General features: G+C 61.9%; 19 protein-coding genes. 9 read left to right on the top strand and 10 right to left on the bottom strand.

The features are described from left to right. Window positions 1-54: 54 nt before the first annotated feature. Window positions 55-1,032, top strand: coding sequence for an NADPH:quinone oxidoreductase family protein (locus MF4836_RS12175; protein WP_078470523.1), 978 nt, complete (start codon window positions 55-57; stop codon window positions 1,030-1,032). 17 nt (window positions 1,033-1,049) lie between these two features. Here MF4836_RS12175 and MF4836_RS12170 read toward each other — a convergent pair whose 3' ends face one another. Continuing rightward, entirely contained in the window at window positions 1,050-1,697 is a 648-nt protein-coding gene (locus MF4836_RS12170) for a gamma-glutamylcyclotransferase (RefSeq protein ID WP_078470522.1), read from the bottom strand. A 305-nt stretch (window positions 1,698-2,002) separates the two neighbouring features. On the opposite strand from MF4836_RS12170, the gene MF4836_RS12165 reads away from it, so the two are divergent. Next, entirely contained in the window at window positions 2,003-2,482 is a 480-nt protein-coding gene (locus MF4836_RS12165) for a sn-glycerol-3-phosphate transporter (RefSeq protein WP_078470521.1), read from the top strand. Window positions 2,483-2,512: 30 nt separating this feature from the next. On the opposite strand, the gene MF4836_RS12160 is transcribed toward MF4836_RS12165, so the two are convergent. The 5 genes from MF4836_RS12160 to MF4836_RS12140 all read right to left on the bottom strand — a co-directional run bounded on the left by MF4836_RS12160 (window position 2,513) and on the right by MF4836_RS12140 (window position 7,752). Next, the gene (locus MF4836_RS12160) at window positions 2,513-3,481 is read right to left on the bottom strand and encodes a CDP-6-deoxy-delta-3,4-glucoseen reductase (protein ID WP_078470520.1); all 969 of its coding nucleotides are present in this window, start codon (window positions 3,479-3,481) and stop codon (window positions 2,513-2,515) included. Continuing rightward, the gene (gene ubiD / locus MF4836_RS12155) at window positions 3,481-4,947 is read right to left on the bottom strand and encodes a 4-hydroxy-3-polyprenylbenzoate decarboxylase (protein ID WP_020295938.1); all 1,467 of its coding nucleotides are present in this window, start codon (window positions 4,945-4,947) and stop codon (window positions 3,481-3,483) included. Before ubiD ends, MF4836_RS12160 begins: the two co-directional genes overlap by 1 nt. 141 nt (window positions 4,948-5,088) lie before the next feature. After that, the gene (rho, locus tag MF4836_RS12150) at window positions 5,089-6,348 is read right to left on the bottom strand and encodes a transcription termination factor Rho (RefSeq protein ID WP_020295939.1); all 1,260 of its coding nucleotides are present in this window, start codon (window positions 6,346-6,348) and stop codon (window positions 5,089-5,091) included. A 249-nt stretch (window positions 6,349-6,597) separates the two neighbouring features. After that, window positions 6,598-6,927: a thioredoxin TrxA gene (gene trxA / locus MF4836_RS12145; protein WP_003206727.1), complete on the bottom strand. Its 330-nt coding sequence runs from the start codon at window positions 6,925-6,927 to the stop codon at window positions 6,598-6,600. Between the two features lie 120 nt (window positions 6,928-7,047). Next, window positions 7,048-7,752, bottom strand: coding sequence for a FadR/GntR family transcriptional regulator (locus MF4836_RS12140; RefSeq protein WP_078470519.1), 705 nt, complete (start codon window positions 7,750-7,752; stop codon window positions 7,048-7,050). A gap of 254 nt (window positions 7,753-8,006) precedes the next feature. Here MF4836_RS12140 and MF4836_RS12135 point away from each other — a divergent pair, with 254 nt between their 5' ends. The 5 genes from MF4836_RS12135 to ppx all read left to right on the top strand — a co-directional run bounded on the left by MF4836_RS12135 (window position 8,007) and on the right by ppx (window position 12,474). After that, window positions 8,007-8,792: a transporter substrate-binding domain-containing protein gene (locus tag MF4836_RS12135; protein WP_020295941.1), complete on the top strand. Its 786-nt coding sequence runs from the start codon at window positions 8,007-8,009 to the stop codon at window positions 8,790-8,792. A 21-nt stretch (window positions 8,793-8,813) separates the two neighbouring features. Further along, window positions 8,814-9,482 carry an amino acid ABC transporter permease gene (locus tag MF4836_RS12130; RefSeq protein WP_020295942.1) on the top strand — a complete coding sequence of 223 codons (669 nt, stop codon included), beginning with the start codon at window positions 8,814-8,816 and terminating at the stop codon, window positions 9,480-9,482. After that, window positions 9,479-10,129, top strand: coding sequence for an amino acid ABC transporter permease (locus tag MF4836_RS12125; protein WP_078470518.1), 651 nt, complete (start codon window positions 9,479-9,481; stop codon window positions 10,127-10,129). Before MF4836_RS12130 ends, MF4836_RS12125 begins: the two co-directional genes overlap by 4 nt. Next, complete coding sequence (locus tag MF4836_RS12120; RefSeq protein ID WP_078470517.1) at window positions 10,116-10,853, top strand: amino acid ABC transporter ATP-binding protein; 738 nt, start codon at window positions 10,116-10,118, stop codon at window positions 10,851-10,853. The genes MF4836_RS12125 and MF4836_RS12120 overlap by 14 nt, the downstream gene beginning before the upstream one ends. A 118-nt stretch (window positions 10,854-10,971) precedes the next feature. Continuing rightward, window positions 10,972-12,474 (top strand): exopolyphosphatase, encoded by a 1,503-nt coding sequence (ppx, locus tag MF4836_RS12115; protein ID WP_078470516.1) that lies wholly within the window; start codon window positions 10,972-10,974, stop codon window positions 12,472-12,474. Between the two features lie 45 nt (window positions 12,475-12,519). Here ppx and ppk1 read toward each other — a convergent pair whose 3' ends face one another. Both ppk1 and hemB read right to left on the bottom strand, forming a co-directional pair. Beyond that, window positions 12,520-14,748 (bottom strand): polyphosphate kinase 1, encoded by a 2,229-nt coding sequence (gene ppk1, locus MF4836_RS12110; RefSeq protein WP_078470515.1) that lies wholly within the window; start codon window positions 14,746-14,748, stop codon window positions 12,520-12,522. A gap of 18 nt (window positions 14,749-14,766) precedes the next feature. Then, complete coding sequence (gene hemB, locus MF4836_RS12105) at window positions 14,767-15,780, bottom strand: porphobilinogen synthase (RefSeq protein ID WP_020295947.1); 1,014 nt, start codon at window positions 15,778-15,780, stop codon at window positions 14,767-14,769. Between the two features lie 207 nt (window positions 15,781-15,987). Here hemB and MF4836_RS12100 point away from each other — a divergent pair, with 207 nt between their 5' ends. Then, window positions 15,988-16,602, top strand: coding sequence for a DedA family protein (locus MF4836_RS12100; protein ID WP_020295948.1), 615 nt, complete (start codon window positions 15,988-15,990; stop codon window positions 16,600-16,602). On the opposite strand, the gene MF4836_RS12095 is transcribed toward MF4836_RS12100, so the two are convergent. Beyond that, a complete protein-coding gene (locus tag MF4836_RS12095; protein WP_078470514.1) occupies window positions 16,583-17,818 on the bottom strand; it encodes a sterol desaturase family protein in 1,236 nt (411 codons plus the stop codon). The two genes, MF4836_RS12100 and MF4836_RS12095, sit on opposite strands and share 20 nt — an antisense overlap. 113 nt (window positions 17,819-17,931) lie before the next feature. On the opposite strand from MF4836_RS12095, the gene elbB reads away from it, so the two are divergent. Further along, window positions 17,932-18,597: an isoprenoid biosynthesis glyoxalase ElbB gene (gene elbB / locus MF4836_RS12090; protein ID WP_078470513.1), complete on the top strand. Its 666-nt coding sequence runs from the start codon at window positions 17,932-17,934 to the stop codon at window positions 18,595-18,597. A 46-nt stretch (window positions 18,598-18,643) separates the two neighbouring features. Here the strand turns inward: elbB and MF4836_RS12085 are convergent, their stop codons facing one another. After that, window positions 18,644-19,099 carry a YaiI/YqxD family protein gene (locus tag MF4836_RS12085; RefSeq protein ID WP_020295951.1) on the bottom strand — a complete coding sequence of 152 codons (456 nt, stop codon included), beginning with the start codon at window positions 19,097-19,099 and terminating at the stop codon, window positions 18,644-18,646. Window positions 19,100-19,119: the final 20 nt, after the last annotated feature.

Here is a 19,119-nt window from a genome sequence, read left to right as displayed (position 1 = left end):
GCGTTATTCACACACCTACACTTATCGGCCACCACTCCCAAAGGAATAGCCCTGATGAAAGCCGTGCTGTGCAAAGCCTTCGGCCCCGCCGAAACGCTGGTGCTGGAAGACGTCGCGAGTCCTGTGCCGAAGAAGAACGAAATCCTGCTTGAGGTGCACGCGGCCGGGGTCAACTTCCCGGACACCCTGATCATCGAGGGCAAATACCAGTTCAAGCCGCCCTTCCCGTTTTCGCCGGGCGGTGAGGCAGCCGGGGTGGTCAGCGCGGTTGGGGAGAAAGTCAGCCACCTCAAGGTCCGCGACCGGGTCATGGCCCTGACCGGCTGGGGTAGCTTTGCCGAGCAGGTGGCGGTGCCGGGCTACAACGTGCTGCCAATCCCGCCGAGCATGGACTTCAATACCGCCGCTGCCTTCAGCATGACCTACGGCACGTCGATGCACGCGCTCAAGCAGCGCGGCCACCTGCAACCGGGCGAGACCCTGCTGGTGCTCGGCGCCTCGGGCGGCGTGGGACTGGCGGCAGTGGAAATCGGCAAGGCCATGGGCGCCCGGGTGATTGCCGCCGCCAGCAGCGCAGAGAAACTCGCGGTGGCCAAGGCCGCCGGAGCCGATGAGCTGATCAACTACAGCGAAAGCAACCTCAAGGACGAGATCAAGCGCCTGACCGACGGCAACGGCGCCGACGTGATCTACGACCCGGTAGGCGGCGATCTGTTCGACCAGGCCGTGCGCTCCATTGCCTGGAACGGCCGCCTGCTGGTGGTGGGCTTCGCCAGCGGACGCATCCCCGAGCTGCCGGTGAATCTGGCGCTGCTCAAAGGCGCAGCCGTGGTCGGGGTGTTCTGGGGCTCATTCGCCCAGCGCCAGCCTCAGGACAACGCGGCCAACTTCCAGCAGCTGTTCGGCTGGTTTGCCGAAGGCAAGCTCAAGCCGCTGGTATCCCAGGTCTACCCCCTGGCACAGGCCGCACGGGCGATCGACGATCTGGGCCAGCGCAAGGCCGTGGGCAAGGTGGTGGTGCAGGTGCGCTGAGGCGCAGCAAACCGGGCTTAATGCGCTGCGGACTTGCAGCGCTTGAGCCGCGCTTCCAGGTTGCGATCCGGCATCGCGTGGCTACGCAAGGCGTGCACGGTCTGTTCGACGTAATCACGCGTGGTGCCGTAGCGCCCGCTGGCGCTTTCAAACACCTGGCTCAGCACATGGTCCGGCAGATTGCCGGCATAGCTGGGCAGGTGCCGTTCCAACACAAAACCCAGGGCCTGGACCTGACTGCCATCTTCGAGTCGACAATTGAGCCAGTGCGGGCGATAGGACGGATAAGGCATCTCACGCTGCCACAGCGCAAACAGCGAAGCGTCGAGCTGTTCTTGGGGCAGGCGATAAGCAAAGCCGCTGCAGGAGCCGCCGCGATCCAGGCCGAAGACCAGCCCGGGCAATTCCGGCGTGCCGCGATGCTCGTGGGACCACAGGTACAAACCCCGATGGTAGCCGTGCACCCGGCCACGCATGCGCTCGACAGCAGAGCATTCCGGGCGCCAGATCAGCGACCCGTAGGCAAACAACCACACAGGGCCGCCCTTGTGGCGAGCCATGGTCGATTGCATTGAGCTGAGCAATTGTTCGTGAGTCAGCTGCGGCCCCAGATCGAGCTGCGGAGGATAAGCAGGATTCAAACAAGCAGATTCAATGGCGGTCATAACGGATGATGTTCGGCCCCGCAAGTATTACGAGATGCAATCGAGATTAACGCCCTGAAACATATCGCAATAAGAATAAAACGAAAAGTGCTTAAAGACGTATGACTCAATTACCTGGCAACAATGGCCAAACTCGGTGCCGCAGGCCACTTGCATATAGCTTAATACTACTTAGGAAATGTCTTAAATATCAGAATGAAATATGCATAAGCCTAATGTTTGACTAGGATGTGCCCTCATCTCTCTGAAGTACCGCCACTCTTGGCCGTCCCCAGGCATATACAGCACGCCTAAAGAGGCCCCTCATGAAAAAACTTCGACTCAGCGGCCTGCTATTACTGGCCCACGCCGGTGCAGCACTGGCAAGCGGCGACACTCAGGCAACAGACCAGGGTTTCTGGTACCTGCAAACCAGTGTCTTTACCAAACACTATTCCCCCGACCCGGATCACAATAACAACCAGGACTTATTGGGCCTGGAACGCAATGAAGCGTCGGGCTGGGTATATGGCGCGGCAACTTTTCGCAACTCGTTCAGCCAGCGCTCCTATTACGCCTACGCCGGCAAACGTTATCAAAGTGCCAACTATCCGCTGTACCTGAAACTCACGGGGGGATTACTGGAAGGCTACCGCGGCAAATACCAGAACAAGATCCCGCTCAACCGCTTCGGTGTAGCGCCGGTGATTATCCCGTCGCTGGGCACTTACTACGGCCCGGTGGCGGCGGAGCTGGTGCTGTTGGGCGCCAACGCCGCAATGATCACCACCGGCGTGCGTTTCTAGAGCCGACGCCCTGCGCAGCCTGGGCCCGACTCAGGGCCGCGGGGCATAGGCGAAGACATCGGCGCGCATCTGGTGCGCATCCATCCCCGCATTGACCAGCGCATCGAGCGTCGCATAAATCATCGCCGGCGAGCCGCTGGCGTAGACGTACACCGCGGACAGGTCAGCAATGTCTTCGCAGACCGCTTCGTGCAGCATGCCGCAGCGCCCCTCCCAACCGCACAGATCACTGACGACCTGATGCAGGTAGAGATTGGGCAGTTGCTGCCACTGTTCCCATTCGTCGATGCGGTAGAAATCTTCAGGCCGGCGTACGCCCCAATACAGGTGTACCGGGTGCTTGAAGCCGCTGGCCCGACAATGCTCGATCAGACTGTGCATCTGCGCCATGCCGGTACCGGCCGCGATCAGCACCAGCGGCCCATCGGGCAACTCGGCCAGGTGGGTATCGCCAAACGGCAGCTCGACCCGCACGACGCGGTTGCGTTGCAGCTGTTCGATCAGGCTCTGGGCGCTGCTTTCGCGGACCAGCACATGCAGTTCGATATCACGCCCGGAATGGGGCGCCGAAGCCAGGGAAAAAGCCGATTTCTCGCCGTTTTCCCGCTCCAGCATCAGATATTGGCCAGCGTGGTAACGCGGCGGCTTGCCGGCGGGCGCACGCAAGCTCACCCGCCAGACATCACCGCCGACTTCCACGCACTCACTGACCTGACACGACAGACTGCGCACCGGCAGCTCTCCCAGGGCAAGCACGCCATCCCACAACACAATGCAGTCTTCCAGCGGCTCTGCAATGCAAGTGTAGAACTCGCCATGGTCACGCACATCGCCGGCTTGGCGGACGCTGCCTTCGACCAGCAAGGCGCCACACACGTGGCAATTGCCATTGCGGCAGCTTTGCGGGCACTCATAGCCCAGGCGTCGCGCCGCATCGAGAATCCGCTCGCCGGGCAGTGTCTCAAGCACGGCTCCGGAGGGCTGCAAGGTTACACGCATCAATCTATTCCTAACTGATTCCAGATGGCATCGATCCGGCGGGTCACCGCCTCATCCTTGACGATCACCCGGCCCCACTCGCGCGTGGTTTCACCGGGCCATTTATGCGTGGCATCGAGCCCCATCTTCGACCCCAGGCCGGAAACCGGCGAGGCAAAATCCAGGTAGTCGATCGGCGTGTTATCGATCATCACCGTGTCGCGCTTGGGGTCCATGCGCGTGGTAATGGCCCAGATCACGTCGTTCCAGTCGCGTGCGTTGATATCGTCATCAGTGACAATAACGAACTTGGTGTACATGAATTGTCGTAAAAACGACCACACACCCAGCATCACGCGCTTGGCATGGCCGGGGTACTGCTTCTTCATGGTCACCACCGCCATGCGGTACGAGCAGCCTTCGGGCGGCAGGTAGAAGTCGGTGATTTCCGGGAACTGCTTCTGCAGGATCGGCACAAACACTTCATTGAGCGCCACGCCGAGAATGGCCGGCTCATCCGGCGGGCGGCCGGTGTAAGTGCTGTGGTAGATCGGCTTGATGCGATGGGTGATGCGCTCCACGGTGAACACCGGGAAGCTGTCGACCTCGTTGTAATAACCGGTGTGATCGCCGTAAGGGCCTTCATCGGCCATCTCGCCCGGGTGAATCACCCCCTCAAGGATGATTTCGGCGGTGGCCGGCACTTGCAGGTCATTGCCCCGGCACTTCACCAACTCGGTGCGGTTGCCCCGCAGCAGGCCGGCGAAGGCGTACTCGGAAAGGCTGTCCGGCACCGGGGTCACGGCGCCAAGGATGGTCGCAGGGTCCGCGCCCAGGGCCACGGCCACCGGGAATGGCTGCCCCGGGTTCTTCTCGCACCACTCGCGGTAATCCAGCGCGCCGCCACGATGGCTCAACCAGCGCATGATCACTTTGTTGCGGCCGATCACCTGCTGGCGATAGATGCCCAGGTTCTGCCGGTCCTTGTTCGGGCCTTTGGTGACCGTCAGGCCCCAGGTGATCAGGGGGCCGACATCGCCCGGCCAGCAGGTCTGCACCGGCAGCATCGCCAGGTCGACGTCGTCGCCTTCGATGACCACCTCCTGGCACACCGCGTCCTTCACCACCTTGGGCGCCATGGCGATGATCTTGCGGAAGATCGGCAGCTTGGACCAGGCGTCTTTCAGGCCTTTGGGCGGCTCGGGCTCCTTGAGGAAAGCCAGCAGCTTGCCGATTTCCCGCAGCTCGCTGACGGCTTCCGCGCCCATGCCCAGGGCGACACGCTCGGGCGTGCCGAACAGGTTGCCGAGCACCGGAATGTCATAACCCGTGGGGTTTTCAAACAACAGGGCCGGACCTTTGGCACGCAGGGTGCGATCGCAGACCTCGGTCATTTCCAGCACTGGGGACACCGGAACCTGAATGCGCTTGAGTTCACCGCGCTGTTCCAGGCCGCTGATAAAATCGCGCAAGTCGCGATACTGCATGCGTGAGCCTCGTTTTGGCCGTGGCGTTCGGGGCAGGCAGTTTAGCGCCGAACCCAGCTGTTCAGAACAGCGAACTGCCCGTTGATCAATAATCAGATAGCAAAAAGCCGGGTTTCCCCGGCTTTTGCGGTCCCGCTCGACTTACTTGCGTTTCATCGACAGGAAGAACTCATCGTTGGTCTTGGTCTGTTTCAGCTTGTCGATCAAGAACTCGATGGCGGCGACTTCATCCATAGGATGCAGCAGCTTGCGCAGGATCCACATGCGCTGCAGCTCGTCGTCGGCGGTCAGCAACTCTTCGCGGCGGGTGCCGGAACGGTTGATGTTGATGGCCGGGAACACGCGCTTCTCAGCGATGCGACGGTCCAGAGGCAGCTCCATGTTGCCGGTGCCCTTGAACTCTTCGTAGATCACTTCATCCATCTTCGAGCCGGTTTCAACCAGCGCGGTAGCGATGATGGTCAGCGAGCCGCCTTCTTCGATGTTGCGCGCGGCGCCGAAGAAACGTTTCGGTTTCTCCAGGGCGTGGGCATCGACACCACCGGTGAGCACTTTGCCGGAGCTCGGGATCACGGTGTTGTAGGCACGGGCCAGACGGGTGATGGAGTCCAGCAGGATCACCACGTCCTTCTTGTGCTCAACCAGGCGCTTGGCCTTCTCGATGACCATTTCGGCAACCTGCACGTGGCGGGTTGGTGGCTCGTCGAAGGTCGAGGCAACCACTTCGCCGCGCACGGTGCGCTGCATTTCGGTTACTTCTTCCGGGCGCTCGTCGATCAGCAGAACGATCAGGTGCACTTCCGGGTTGTTACGGGTGATGTTGGCTGCGATGTTCTGCAACATGATCGTCTTGCCCGCTTTTGGCGGTGCCACGATCAGACCACGCTGGCCTTTGCCGATCGGGGCGCAGAGGTCGATCACACGACCGGTCAAGTCTTCGGTGGAACCGTTGCCGGCTTCCATCTTCATGCGCACGGTCGGGAACAGCGGAGTCAGGTTTTCAAACAGAATCTTGTTCTTGGCGTTCTCGGGACGATCGTAGTTGATCGTGTCGACCTTGAGCAGCGCGAAGTAACGCTCGCCTTCCTTTGGAGGGCGGATCTTGCCAACGATGGTGTCACCGGTGCGCAAGTTGAAACGACGGATCTGGCTTGGCGAGACGTAGATATCGTCTGGGCCGGCCAGGTAGGAGGCGTCGGAAGAACGGAGGAAGCCGAAGCCGTCCTGGAGGATCTCCAGCACGCCATCACCGGAGATTTCCTCGCCGCTTTTCGCGTGCTTTTTCAGCAGGGAGAAAATCACGTCCTGCTTGCGCGAACGGGCCATATTTTCTATGCCCATCTGTTCGGCCAATTCGAGCAGTTCGGTAATCGGCTTTTGCTTGAGTTCAGTCAGATTCATATAGGAATGACGTAATCATTTATGGAGGGGGGGAAATTAAGCTTTTGGCTTAATGAGGCCGCGCCGCGGAGAAGGCGACAGGATCGCGTACTTGTTCGAAAGGAGAGCGTCGGCGACGGCTTGCAGGGGGCAGTGGAGAAACCAGTGCGGGGCCGAATGTAACACCTGAGTTTCTGAGCGTCTAGCCCTCAATCATGAAAAAGCCCCGCAATTTGCGGGGCTTTTTTTGACCGGATCTGACAACGCCGCTTAGATGTTGGCGTCGAGGAAAGCAGCCAGTTGCGACTTCGACAGAGCACCTACTTTGGTGGCTTCAACGTTACCGTTCTTGAACAGCATCAGTGTCGGGATACCACGTACGCCGTGCTTGGCAGGGGTTTCCTGGTTCTCGTCGATGTTCAGCTTGGCAACGGTCAGCTTGCCTTTGTAGGTCTCGGCGATTTCGTCCAGAACCGGAGCGATCATTTTGCAAGGGCCGCACCATTCAGCCCAGTAGTCGACCAGTACAGCGCCTTCGGCCTTGAGTACGTCGGCCTCGAAGCTAGCGTCGCTAACGTGTTTGATAAGATCGCTGCTCATGGAAGTCTCCAGGTTGTAAGCAAAAAAACGTGGCCCATCATAGCCGCCCTTCCCGCGTTCAGGAAGCCGGAGATGATTGACTCTCGCTATGGTGAGGCATGAGTTTGGGTATAGCTCAACTCAGGACGAGCCAGGGGTCACAAAGGCGATTCCGGTGCGCAGCGCGGCACCCCGAACATGTTCCTGCATGGCCTTCTGCGCCGCGCCGGACGCGTGCCGGGCCAGGCCGCGCAGGATCTTGCGGTGCTCCTGCCAGGTTTCCATGGCTCGCTCGGGTCGGATGAACGGTAGTTTCTGGCTCTCCAGAAACACCTCGGCACTGGCACTGAGGATGCTCAGCATCGCCTGGTTGCCGCTGGCCAGGAGGATCTTCTGGTGAAACTCGAAGTCCAGCCGCGCCGCCGCTTCGAAGTCCCCGGCCCGCAGCTCGCGGCGCATGGCCTCGACGTTATCTTCCAGGGCATCCAGCTCGTCGGCGGTCAGGGTCACGGCCGCAAGGCCGGCGGCAAACCCCTCCAGCGCATAACGCAGTTGGAAGATATCCACCGGCGAGGCCTGGGCCGCGAACGGCCAGCTCAGGCCTGCGGCATTCGCCAACGGCTCCGGCGCCTGGACGAACACCCCCTTGCCCGGCTGCACGCTGATCACCCCCAGTGCACTCAGGGACGACAGCGCCTCACGCAATGAGGCCCGGCTGACGCCCAATTGCAGTGCCAGGTCCCTTTGCGAGGGCAAGGCATCGCCCGGGCCGAAGCCCTGTTCGGTAATCAATTGACGAATGGCTTGCAACGCCACTTCGGGCACGGCGCGGGAGATCGAGTTCATAGATTTCAGCTGGGTCGGGCCACGAAAGCGGTAGTTGTAAAGCTATTCGCCGAGCCCGGCAAGTCGTGCCCCAAGCGGGTTCGGGCGTTTGGGCCGACGCTCGATAAGGGTGCGAAAACCGGCACAACTGTTCAGACCAGTAAGACCGATCAAGCCCAGTAAAACCCTGCCCTGCAAGGCTTTTGCCGTGATCTGGCATGGGCTGTGCTGTGTCGCAACCCTGAAATCACTCGCCGCCGTTCCGGAGAATTGCCATGACCCAGCGTTTCAGCGCCCTGCTCTGCGCCCTGTTTGCCAGCCTGATGCTGAGCCAGGCCCCCGCCCACGCCAATGGCCTGGACGATGTCGTCGCCCGCGGCACGCTCAAGGTCGCCGTGCCCCAGGACTTCCCGCCCTTCGGCTCGGTGGGCCCGGACATGAAACCCCGCGGCCTGGATATCGACACCGCCAAGCTGCTGGCCGAGCAACTCAAGGTCAAACTCGAACTGACCCCGGTCAACAGCACCAACCGCATCCCGTTCCTCACCACCGGCAAGGTCGACCTGGTGATCTCCAGCCTGGGCAAGAACCCCGAGCGCGAGAAGGTCATCGACTTCTCCCGCGCCTACGCTCCCTTCTACCTCGCCGTGTTCGGCCCGCCGGATGCCGCCATCAGCAGCCTCGACGACCTCAAGGGCAAGACCATCAGCGTCACCCGTGGCGCCATCGAAGACATCGAACTGACCGCCGTGGCACCCCAGGGCGTGACCATCAAGCGCTTCGAGGACAACAACTCGACCATCGCCGCCTACCTCGCCGGGCAAGTCGACCTGATCGCCAGCGGCAACGTGGTAATGGTGGCCATCAGCGAACGCAACCCGAAACGCATCCCGGCCATGAAGGTCAAGCTCAAGGACTCTCCGGTCTATGTCGGCGTGAACAAGAACCAGCCGGAGCTGCTGGACAAGGTCAACCAGATCCTGGCCACCGCCAAGAGCGACGGCAGCCTGGAAAAGAACGCACAGCTGTGGCTCAAACAGCCACTGCCGGCTGATCTCTGATCGCACCGACGGAGGTTAGCCATGGCCTATCAGTTCGACTTTCTACCGGTGCTGGAAAACACCGGCCTGCTGTTGCGTGGCGCCCTGTTCACCCTTGAGCTGACCGCCATCGGCACCCTGCTCGGGGTCAGCCTGGGGATCGTCGGCGCGTTGGTGCGGGCCTGGAAGATCCAGCCCTTCTCGGCGATCTTCGGCGTCTACGTCGAGCTGATCCGCAACACGCCGTTCCTGGTGCAGTTGTTCTTTATCTTCTTCGGGCTGCCGTCCCTGGGGCTGCAGATTTCCGAATGGCAGGCCGCCGTGCTGGCGATGGTGATCAACCTGGGCGCCTATTCCACCGAGATCATCCGCGCCGGCATCCAGGCCATCCCCAAGGGGCAGCTGGAGGCGGCCGCGGCCCTGGCCATGAGCCGCATGGAAGCCTTCCGCCACGTGGTGCTGCTACCGGCCCTGGGCAAGGTGTGGCCGGCCCTGAGCAGCCAGATCATCATCGTCATGCTCGGCTCGGCGGTGTGCTCGCAGATCGCAACGGAGGAGCTGAGCTTTGCCGCCAACTTTATCCAGTCGCGCAACTTCCGCGCCTTCGAGACCTACGCCCTGACCACCCTGGTCTACCTGTGCATGGCCTTGCTGATCCGCCAATTGCTGAACTGGGTCGGCCGGCGCTATATCGCGAGGAGCAGCCAATGAGCGACTTCACCTTCTGGGACATCCTGCGCAACCTGCTGGGCGGCCTGCAATGGACCCTGGCCCTGTCCCTGGTGGCTTTTATCGGTGGCGGCCTGATCGGCTTGCTGATCATGACCCTGCGCATTTCCGCCAAGGCCTTCCCACGGGGCTTCGCCCGCCTCTATATCGAGCTGTTCCAGGGCACGCCGCTGTTGATGCAACTGTTCCTGGTGTTCTTCGGCATTGCCCTGCTCGGGATCGACATCTCCGCCTGGCTGGCGGCGGCGATCGCCCTGACCCTGTTCACCAGCGCCTACCTGGCGGAGATCTGGCGCGGCTGCGTCGAGTCGATCCCCCATGGCCAGTGGGAGGCGTCGTCGAGCCTGGCCCTGAGCCCGCTGGAGCAATTGCGCCATGTGATCCTGCCGCAAGCCCTGCGCATTGCCGTGGCGCCCACCGTGGGCTTCTCGGTGCAGGTGGTCAAAGGCACGGCGGTGACCTCGATCATCGGCTTCACCGAACTGACCAAGACCGGCGGCATGCTCGCCAACGCCACCTTCGAACCCTTCATGGTCTACGGCCTGGTAGCGCTCGGATATTTCCTGCTCTGCTACCCCCTGTCCCTCAGCGCGCGCTACCTGGAAAGGAGACTGCATGCCTCTGCTTAGAATTTCCGCCCTGCATAAATATTACGGCGACCACCATGTGCTCAAAGGCATCGACCTGAGCATCGAAGAGGGCCAGGTGGTGGCGATCATCGGCCGCAGCGGCTCGGGCAAAAGCACCCTGCTGCGCACCCTCAACGGCCTGGAATCGATCAACGATGGGGTCATCGAGGTCGATGGCGAATACCTCGATGCGGCGCGAGCCGACCTGCGCAGCCTGCGACAGAAGGTCGGCATGGTGTTCCAGCAGTTCAACCTGTTCCCGCACCTGAGCGTCGGCGAGAACGTGATGCTCGCGCCCCAGGTGGTGCAGAAAGTGCCCAAGGCCAAGGCCGCCGAGCTGGCACGGCAGATGCTGGAACGGGTCGGCCTGGCGGAGAAGTTCGACGCCTTTCCCGACCGCCTGTCCGGCGGCCAGCAGCAGCGGGTGGCGATCGCCCGGGCCCTGGCGATGTCGCCCAAGGTACTGCTGTGCGACGAGATCACCTCGGCGCTGGACCCGGAACTGGTCAACGAAGTGCTCAGCGTGGTGCGCCAGCTGGCGAGGGATGGCATGACCCTGATCATGGTCACCCATGAAATGCGCTTCGCCCGCGAGGTGGGGGACAAACTGGTGTTCATGCATCAGGGCAAAGTGCATGAAGTGGGCGACCCCAAAGTGCTGTTCGCCAACCCGCAAACCCAGGAGCTGGCCAACTTCATCGGCAACCAGGAGGCCGTAGGCTGAGCCTCTGGCCGCCAGCGCCCGCTTTTATGCGCTGAATCAACGCATTAAACACTGCGCGTTGGCGGCAGCGGTTGATCGTGGCAGGATGTTCAGGTTATCGACCGAGATCCCCCCAACCATGCCGCAATCCCAAGCCAAGAATCTGTCCCTGATCGCCGCCATCGACCTGGGCTCCAACAGCTTTCACATGGTCGTGGCCAAGGCCCAGAACGGTGAAATTCGCATTCTCGAGCGGCTAGGTGAAAAGGTTCAACTGGCCGCCGGGATCAACGACGAGCGCCAGCTCAACGAAGAGTCCATGCAGCGCGGGCTCGATTGCCTGAAGCGCTTTGCCCAACTGATCAATGGCATGCCCCTGGGTGCCGTGCGTATCGTCGGCACCAACGCCCTGCGCGAAGCGCGCAACCGTGGCGAATTCATCCGCCGCGCCGAAGAGATCCTCGGCCACCCGGTTGAAGTCATTTCCGGCCGTGAAGAAGCCCGCCTGATTTACCTCGGCGTGTCCCACACCCTCGCCGACACCCCGGGCAAGCGCCTGGTGGCCGACATCGGCGGCGGCAGTACCGAATTCATCATCGGCCAGCGTTTCGAGCCACTGCTGCGCGAAAGCCTGCAGATGGGCTGCGTCAGCTTTACCCAGCGTTATTTCAAGGACGGCAAGATCACCCCGGCGCGCTATGCCCAGGCCTACACCGCGGCACGCCTGGAAATCATGAGCATCGAACACGCCCTGCACCGCCTGACCTGGGATGAAGCCATCGGCTCCTCGGGCACCATCCGCGCCATCGGCCTGGCGCTGAAGGCCGGCGGGCATGGCACCGGCGAGGTCAACGCCGAAGGCCTGGCGTGGCTCAAGCGCAAGCTGTTCAAGCTGGGCGATGCGGAAAAAATCGACTTCGAAGGAATCAAGCCCGATCGCCGGACCATCTTCCCGGCAGGCCTGGCGATTCTCGAAGCCATCTTCGATGCCCTCGAACTGCAACGCATGGACCACTGTGAAGGCGCGCTGCGTGAAGGCGTGCTCTACGACCTGCTGGGCCGTCATCATCACGAAGACGTGCGCGAACGCACCCTCAGCTCGCTGATGGAGCGCTACCACGTCGACCTGGAACAAGCTGCCCGGGTCGAGCGCAAGGCGCTGCATGCCTTCGACCAGGTGGCCGAGGACTGGGACCTGGAAGACGGCGTGTGGCGCGAGCTGCTGGGCTGGGCGGCCAAGGTGCATGAAGTGGGGCTGGACATCGCCCACTATCACTACCACAAGCACGGCGCCTACCTGATCGAGCACTCGGACCTTGCCGGCTTCTCCCGCGAAGACCAGCAAATGCTCGCACTACTGGTGCGTGGCCACCGGCGCAATATTCCCAAGGACAAGTTCGCCGAGTTCGGCGATGAAGGCACCAAGCTGATTCGCCTGTGCGTGTTGCTGCGCTTTGCGATTCTGTTCCATCACATCCGCGGCACCCAGGAAATGCCCCAGGTCAAACTGCACGCCGCGGGCGACAGCCTGGATGTAGTGTTCCCGGAAAACTGGCTGGATGAAAACCAGCTGACTCAAGCCGACTTCGCCCTGGAAGCGGAGTGGCTGACCCGGGTCGGCATCAGCCTCAACGTGCATTGAGGCCCGCGGCGGCCCTTGCGGGCCGCCGCTTCGCTGTCACTTCTCCTAGCGAACGCTCAACACTGGATTGCTCAGGCGCTCCAGCAGAATCGCCTGGGCGCTGCGCGGGTTCTGGTTGCCGGTCGGCGTGTTGCGGATGTAGCGCCCGTCCGACTGCAGGCTCCAGCTGTGGGTGTTGTCGGTGAGGTAACTCTCCAACTCTTTCTTGACCCGCAGGATCAGCTTCTTGCCCTCGACCGGGAAGCAGGTCTCGACCCGCTTGTCGAGGTTGCGCTCCATCCAGTCGGCACTGGAGAGGAACATCTGCTCCTCGCCGCCGTTGAGGAAGTAGAACACCCGGGTGTGCTCCAGGAAGCGGCCAATGATCGAGCGCACATGAATGTTGTGCGAGACCCCGGCGATGCCCGGACGCAGACAGCACATGCCGCGCACCACCAGGTCGATGCGCACGCCGGACTGGCTGGCCTTGTACAGCGCGCGGATGATCTTCGGATCGGTCAGCGAGTTGAACTTGGCGATGATGTGCGCCGGCTTGCCGTCGAGGGCGAACTGAGTCTCCCGGGCAATCATGTCGAGCATGCCCTTCTTCAGGGTGAACGGCGCGTGCAGCAGCTTCTTCATGCGCAGGGTCTTGCCCATGCCGATCAACTGGCTGAACAGCTTGCCCACGTCTTCGCACAGGGCGTCGTCGGAGGTCAGCAGGCTGTAGTCGGTGTAGAGACGGGCGTTGGCCGCGTGATAGTTGCCGGTGCCCAAGTGCGCGTAACGCACGATCTCGCCGGCTTCACGGCGCAGGATCAGCATCATCTTGGCGTGGGTCTTGAAGCCGACCACACCGTAGATCACCACCGCACCGGCCGCTTGCAGGCGGCTGGCCAGTTGCAGGTTGGACTCTTCGTCGAACCGCGCGCGCAATTCGATCACCGCCGTGACTTCCTTGCCGTTACGCGCCGCATCCACCAGCGCATCGACGATTTCCGAGTTGGCGCCGCTGCGGTACAGGGTCTGCCGGACGGCCAGCACGTGGGGGTCCTTGGCGGCCTGGCGCAGCAGGTCGACCACCGGGGTAAAGGACTCGAAGGGGTGCAGCAACAGGATGTCCTGCTTGCTGATCACGCTGAAGATGTTCTCGCTGTTCTGCAGCAGCTTGGGGATCTGCGGGGTGAACGGCGTGTATTGCAGCTCCGGATGGCTGTCCAGGCCGGTGATGCTGAACAGGCGCGTCAGGTTCACCGGGCCATTGACCTGATACAGCTCGGTCTCGTGCAGGTTGAACTGCTTGAGCAGGTAGTCCGACAGGTGTTTCGGGCAGGTGTCGGCCACTTCCAGACGCACCGCGTCGCCGTAGCGACGGGAGAACAGCTCGCCGCGCAGGGCGCGGGCCAGGTCTTCGACGTCCTCGGTGTCCACGGCCAGGTCGGCGTTACGGGTCAGGCGGAACTGATAGCAGCCTTTTACCTTCATGCCCTGGAACAGGTCATCGGCATGGGCGTGGATCATCGACGACAGGAACACATAGTTGTCGCCCGGGCCGCCGACTTCTTCCGGGACCTTGATGATGCGCGGCAGCAGGCGCGGCGCCGGGATGATCGCCAGGCCGGAATCACGGCCAAAGGCATCGATCCCTTCCAGCTCGACGATAAAGTTCAGGCTCTTGTTCACCAGCAACGGGAACGGGTGCGTCGGGTCGAGGCCGATCGGGGTGATGATCGGCGCGATTTCGTCGCGGAAATAGCGGCGGACCCAGGTCTTGAGCTTGGTGGTCCAGTTGCGGCGACGGATAAAGCGGACCTGATGTTTCTCCAGCTCCGGCAACAGGATGTCGTTGAGGATCGCGTACTGGCGGTCGACGTGGCCGTGCACCAGTTCGCTGATGCGCGCCAGCGCCTGGTGCGGCTGCAGGCCGTCGGCCCCGGCTTGTTCACGGGCGAAGGTGATCTGCTTTTTCAGGCCGGCAACGCGGATCTCGAAGAATTCGTCGAGGTTGCTGGAGAAGATCAGCAGGAACTTGAGCCGTTCCAGCAGGGGGTAGGACTCATCCAGCGCCTGCTCCAGGACCCGGATGTTGAACTGCAGTTGCGACAATTCGCGGTGGATGTACAGGCTGCTGTCATCCAGGCTGGGAATCGCGATCGCCGGGGCCGCCTGCGGCGACTCGACCGCGGCCGCGACCACCGCAGGCGGGGTCTCCAGCTCGGGCGGGGTTTCGGCAACTTGCTCAATCACAGGCTGAGCGTCTTTTACGGCAACTTCAGTAAGTCCTTCGGTATTCATCGCGTGTTCCTGGGAGGGCTATTTTTGCTCTCGTAACAATTGAGCAGCACGAACGGCAAAGTAAGTCAGGATGCCATCGGCACCTGCACGTTTAAAAGCGGTCAGGGATTCAAGAATAACCCCTTCACCCAACCATCCATTCTGAATCGCCGCCATATGCATGGCGTACTCGCCGCTGACTTGGTAGACAAAGGTCGGCACCTTGAATTCATCCTTGACCCTATAAAGGATGTCCAGATAAGGCATGCCGGGCTTGACCATCACCATGTCCGCGCCTTCCGCCAGGTCGGCGGCCACCTCATGCAGCGCTTCATTGCTGTTGGCCGGGTCCATCTGGTACGAGGCCTTGTTGGCCTTGCCCAGGTTCAGCGCCGAGCCCACCGCATCGCGGAACGGGCCGTAATAGGCGCTGGCGTATTTGGCCGAGTAGGCCATGATCCGCACATTGACGTGACCGGCCAGCTCCAGGGCCTCGCGGATCGCCTGGATCCGCCCGTCCATCATGTCCGATGGCGCCACCACCTGGGCACCGGCCGCGGCATGGGACAACGCCTGGCGGACCAGGGCGTCAACGGTGATGTCGTTCTGCACATAACCGTCTGCGTCGAGAATCCCGTCCTGGCCATGGGTGGTGAACGGGTCCAGCGCCACATCGGTGATGACCCCAAGCTCCGGAAAGCGCTCGCGCAAGGCGCGGGTTGCGCGCTGGGCAATACCTTCCGGGTTCCAGGCTTCGGCCGCGTCCAGGGACTTGAGCGCCGCCGGAGTCACCGGAAACAGGGCCAGCGCCGGAATCCCGAGCTCGACCCAGGTCGCTGCCTCTTCGAGCAGCAGGTCAATGGTCAGGCGCTCCACCCCCGGCATCGAAGCCACCGCTTCCCGACGGTTCTCGCCCTCGAGCACGAACACCGGCAGGATCAGATCGTCGACGCTCAGGACGTTTTCACGAACCAGGCGGCGAGAGAAATCATCACGACGGTTGCGGCGCAGGCGGGTGGCGGGGAACAGGCGGTTGGCAGGGGTAAAGCTCACGGCAGACTCCTGAGCCCGCGCTGACGGGCGAGCGTGACAGTTATAAGCGGCCATTATGACGAACGAATGACAGTTGTGCTTAACCCTGTGACCTGTAGTCGCAGTGATTGTCATTGCTGGATTTGTTCACGTCGAGACACATTTCGATACTTTCCTCTATGTCCTCGAAGGGGTAGGCTGCGCGTTCATTTCGCCAGCACCCAGACAATGCTCCAACAATTTCTGCATGACTTCGGCTACTTCGCCCTTTTTCTCGGCACGTTCTTCGAAGGCGAAACCATTCTGGTGCTCGCGGGCTTCCTCGCGTTTCGCGGATACATGGATATCAATCTGGTGGTGGTAGTAGCCTTCTTCGGCAGCTACGCCGGCGACCAGCTTTGGTATTTCCTGGGGCGCAAGCACGGGCGCAAATTGCTTGCGCGCAAACCCCGCTGGCAATTGATGGGTGACCGGGCGCTGGAGCATATCCGCAAGCATCCGGATATCTGGGTACTGACTTTCCGCTTCGTCTACGGCCTGCGCACGGTCATGCCCGTGGCCATTGGCCTGTCCGGCTATCCGCCGGGACGCTACCTGCTGCTCAACGGTATCGGCGCGGCCATCTGGGCCACCGCCCTGGCCGCTGCCGCCTACCACTTCGGTGCAGTGCTCGAGGGCATGCTCGGCAGCATCAAGAAGTACGAGCTGTGGGTGCTGGGCGCCCTGCTGATCCTGGGCCTGGGCCTGTGGTTGCGCCGGCGCCTGAAGAACGCGCGGCTGGCCAAGGAGATCTACCAGGCCGAGCAGGACAAGAAGGCCGAAATCAAGACGCCAGTCGAGTAACCCGGCCTCTGACGTAATACAGACCGATCACACTGAGCAGGCTGTAGCTCAGCAGGCCGATCCAGCCCAACGGGCTGGCCGGCCACAGCCCGACCAGCGGCGCCAGCCACACCAGCGGCAGGTTCGACAGCAGCCGCACAGCCTCCAGCTTCAACGCCCACGGCCGATTCTCCAGCGCCGCGCCCAGCACGAACAACCCGAACGCTATGGCGCCCCAGCCCAGTACCAGGGCACCGGTCGGCAAGCTGTTCTCCAGGTTCATCAGGTAGCTGCCCAGCGCCACATACACCGAGAACTGCAGCACCACGTACACCTGCTGGCGCACATCCAGCTCCACCTCGAACTTGCGGAACTGGCTCAGGTCCGGCTTGGCCAGCGGGTACTTGGCCCGCACATCCGCCGGGCGCCAGCCGGTGCGCATGAACCAGATCCGCAGCTTGTCCCAGTAGCTTTCGGTACGCCGCGCGTCCTCCCACAGCTGTGCATAAAACTGCAGGTTGGCCCAGATCGGGTTCCAGCTGGCCAAGGGCGTGGTCACCCCAAATATCACGGGCTCGTTATCGTCTTCTTCCTGGAACGAGCCAAATAGACGGTCCCAAATAATGAACACGCCGCCGTAGTTGCGATCCATGTAGAGAGCGTTCTGTGCATGGTGGGCCCGATGATTGGACGGCGACACGAAGAACCATTCGAACCAGCCGAGCTTGGGGATATGCCGGGTATGCACCCAGAACTGGTAGAGCAGGTTCAGCGCCGCAACGCTGACAAACACCAGCAGTGGCACGCCGGCCACGGCCAGCGGCAGGTAGAAGATCCAGCTCAGCAGGAAGCCGGTGCTGGTCTGGCGCAGGGCTGTGGAGAGGTTGTAATCCTCGCTCTGGTGGTGCACCGAATGGGCGGCCCAGAGGATGTTGCGTTCATGGCCGAAGCGATGCAGCCAGTAGTAGCAGAAGTCATAGAGCACAAAGGCGAATACCCAGACCCAGACGCTGTCGGCCGGCAACTCGAACAGCGCCAGGTGCTTCAGGGCAAAGGCATAGGTCACCAGGCCCACACCCTTGGTCAGAAGCCCCGTGGTGGTCGACAGCATACCGGTGCTGATGCTGTTGACGGCATCGGCGACGCGGTAGTTGTTCACCCCGCGCCAGCGATCGACCAACAGTTCGACAACAATCAATACGAAGAAAAACGGCACCGCATAGAGGATGAAGTTCATGACGCGACCTGACCGGAATCGATACGCGAGATTAGGGCCCGCGGTGAAATAACCCTATGGCAACCCATGACAATTTAGTGGACATTTAGCGCCATGAATCTGGAGAAAAACCCATGAGCAAAAAAGTTGCAGTGATCCTTTCCGGTTGTGGCGTATACGACGGCGCCGAGATCCATGAAAGTGTGATCACCTTGCTGCGCCTCGACCAACGCGGCGCCAAGGTCCAGTGCTTCGCCCCTGACATCGCGCAGATGCACGTGATCAACCACCTGACCGGTGAAACCATGGACGAGTCGCGCAACGTGCTGGTGGAATCGGCGCGCATTGCCCGTGGCGAGGTCAAGAACCTGCGCGAAGCCAACGCCGAAGACTTCGACGCGCTGATCGTGCCCGGCGGTTTTGGCGCGGCCAAGAACCTCTCCAACTTTGCCGTCGAAGGCGCGGGCTGCAAGGTCCAGGAAGATGTACTGGCGCTGGCCGAAGCCTTTGCCGAGGCTGGCAAGCCGGTGGGCCTGATCTGCATTTCGCCGGCACTGGCGGCGAAGATCTACGGCCCGGGAGTGATCTGCACCATCGGCAACGATGCCGACACCGCCGCCGCCATGGGCAAGATGGGTGCCACCCACACCGACTGCGAAGTCAGTGAAATCATCGAGGACAAAGCCCGCAAACTGGTGAGCACCCCAGCCTACATGCTCGCCCAGTCCATCAGCGAAGCCGCATCCGGCATCAACAAGCTGGTGGACCGAGTGCTGGAACTGACCCACGAAAACGACTGACCGCCCTCGCTGCCTCAGCACCTGTTCGCGATCTGGGGAGCGACGCTCAGGCCTGACGCGCCAGCCGCGTCAGGATACGGTCCAGTGAGTTGGCGAACGCCTGCTTCTCGCGATCACCGTAAGGCCCCTGCCCGCCGCCGACCTGCCCCTGTTCGCGCAGGTCGGTGAACAGGTTGCGCACTGCCAGGCGCTCTCCCATGTTCTGCGCGTCGAACTCCTTGCCGCGAGGATCAAGGGCCGCCACGCCTTTCTTCACCAACCGGTCCGCCAGTGGCACATCACTGCAGATCACCAGCTCGCCCGGTACGGCGTGTTCCACCAGATAATCGTCGGCGGCATCCGGCCCGCTGGGCACCACGATCAGCTTGACGCAGGTAAACGCCGGCTTGATCTGGCTTTGCCCGGCCACCAGCACCACCTCGAATTGACGCTTCAAGGCGAAGCGCACCAACTGATCCTTGGCCGCCTTGGGGCAAGCGTCGGCATCGACCCAGACACGCATAATCCTTCCTCCTGAATGCA

The organism is Pseudomonas sp. MF4836, from assembly GCF_002018875.1.
Classification (GTDB): domain Bacteria; phylum Pseudomonadota; class Gammaproteobacteria; order Pseudomonadales; family Pseudomonadaceae; genus Aquipseudomonas.
The sequence above is the reverse complement of the archived record's forward strand: the minus strand, read 5'-3'. Positions and strand labels throughout refer to the sequence as shown.

Excerpts from the sequence above, each read along its gene's own strand:
- MF4836_RS12175 (WP_078470523.1), top strand. The coding sequence starts at position 55 with ATGAAAGCCGTGCTGTGCAAAGCCTTCGGCCCCGCCGAAACGCTGGTG.
- MF4836_RS12170 (WP_078470522.1), bottom strand. The coding sequence starts at position 1,697 with ATGACCGCCATTGAATCTGCTTGTTTGAATCCTGCTTATCCTCCGCAG.
- MF4836_RS12165 (WP_078470521.1), top strand. The coding sequence starts at position 2,003 with ATGAAAAAACTTCGACTCAGCGGCCTGCTATTACTGGCCCACGCCGGT.
- MF4836_RS12160 (WP_078470520.1), bottom strand. The coding sequence starts at position 3,481 with ATGCGTGTAACCTTGCAGCCCTCCGGAGCCGTGCTTGAGACACTGCCC.
- ubiD (WP_020295938.1), bottom strand. The coding sequence starts at position 4,947 with ATGCAGTATCGCGACTTGCGCGATTTTATCAGCGGCCTGGAACAGCGC.
- rho (WP_020295939.1), bottom strand. The coding sequence starts at position 6,348 with ATGAATCTGACTGAACTCAAGCAAAAGCCGATTACCGAACTGCTCGAA.
- trxA (WP_003206727.1), bottom strand. The coding sequence starts at position 6,927 with ATGAGCAGCGATCTTATCAAACACGTTAGCGACGCTAGCTTCGAGGCC.
- MF4836_RS12140 (WP_078470519.1), bottom strand. The coding sequence starts at position 7,752 with ATGAACTCGATCTCCCGCGCCGTGCCCGAAGTGGCGTTGCAAGCCATT.
- MF4836_RS12135 (WP_020295941.1), top strand. The coding sequence starts at position 8,007 with ATGACCCAGCGTTTCAGCGCCCTGCTCTGCGCCCTGTTTGCCAGCCTG.
- MF4836_RS12130 (WP_020295942.1), top strand. The coding sequence starts at position 8,814 with ATGGCCTATCAGTTCGACTTTCTACCGGTGCTGGAAAACACCGGCCTG.
- MF4836_RS12125 (WP_078470518.1), top strand. The coding sequence starts at position 9,479 with ATGAGCGACTTCACCTTCTGGGACATCCTGCGCAACCTGCTGGGCGGC.
- MF4836_RS12120 (WP_078470517.1), top strand. The coding sequence starts at position 10,116 with ATGCCTCTGCTTAGAATTTCCGCCCTGCATAAATATTACGGCGACCAC.
- ppx (WP_078470516.1), top strand. The coding sequence starts at position 10,972 with ATGCCGCAATCCCAAGCCAAGAATCTGTCCCTGATCGCCGCCATCGAC.
- ppk1 (WP_078470515.1), bottom strand. The coding sequence starts at position 14,748 with ATGAATACCGAAGGACTTACTGAAGTTGCCGTAAAAGACGCTCAGCCT.
- MF4836_RS12100 (WP_020295948.1), top strand. The coding sequence starts at position 15,988 with ATGCTCCAACAATTTCTGCATGACTTCGGCTACTTCGCCCTTTTTCTC.
- MF4836_RS12095 (WP_078470514.1), bottom strand. The coding sequence starts at position 17,818 with ATGAACTTCATCCTCTATGCGGTGCCGTTTTTCTTCGTATTGATTGTT.
- elbB (WP_078470513.1), top strand. The coding sequence starts at position 17,932 with ATGAGCAAAAAAGTTGCAGTGATCCTTTCCGGTTGTGGCGTATACGAC.
- MF4836_RS12085 (WP_020295951.1), bottom strand. The coding sequence starts at position 19,099 with ATGCGTGTCTGGGTCGATGCCGACGCTTGCCCCAAGGCGGCCAAGGAT.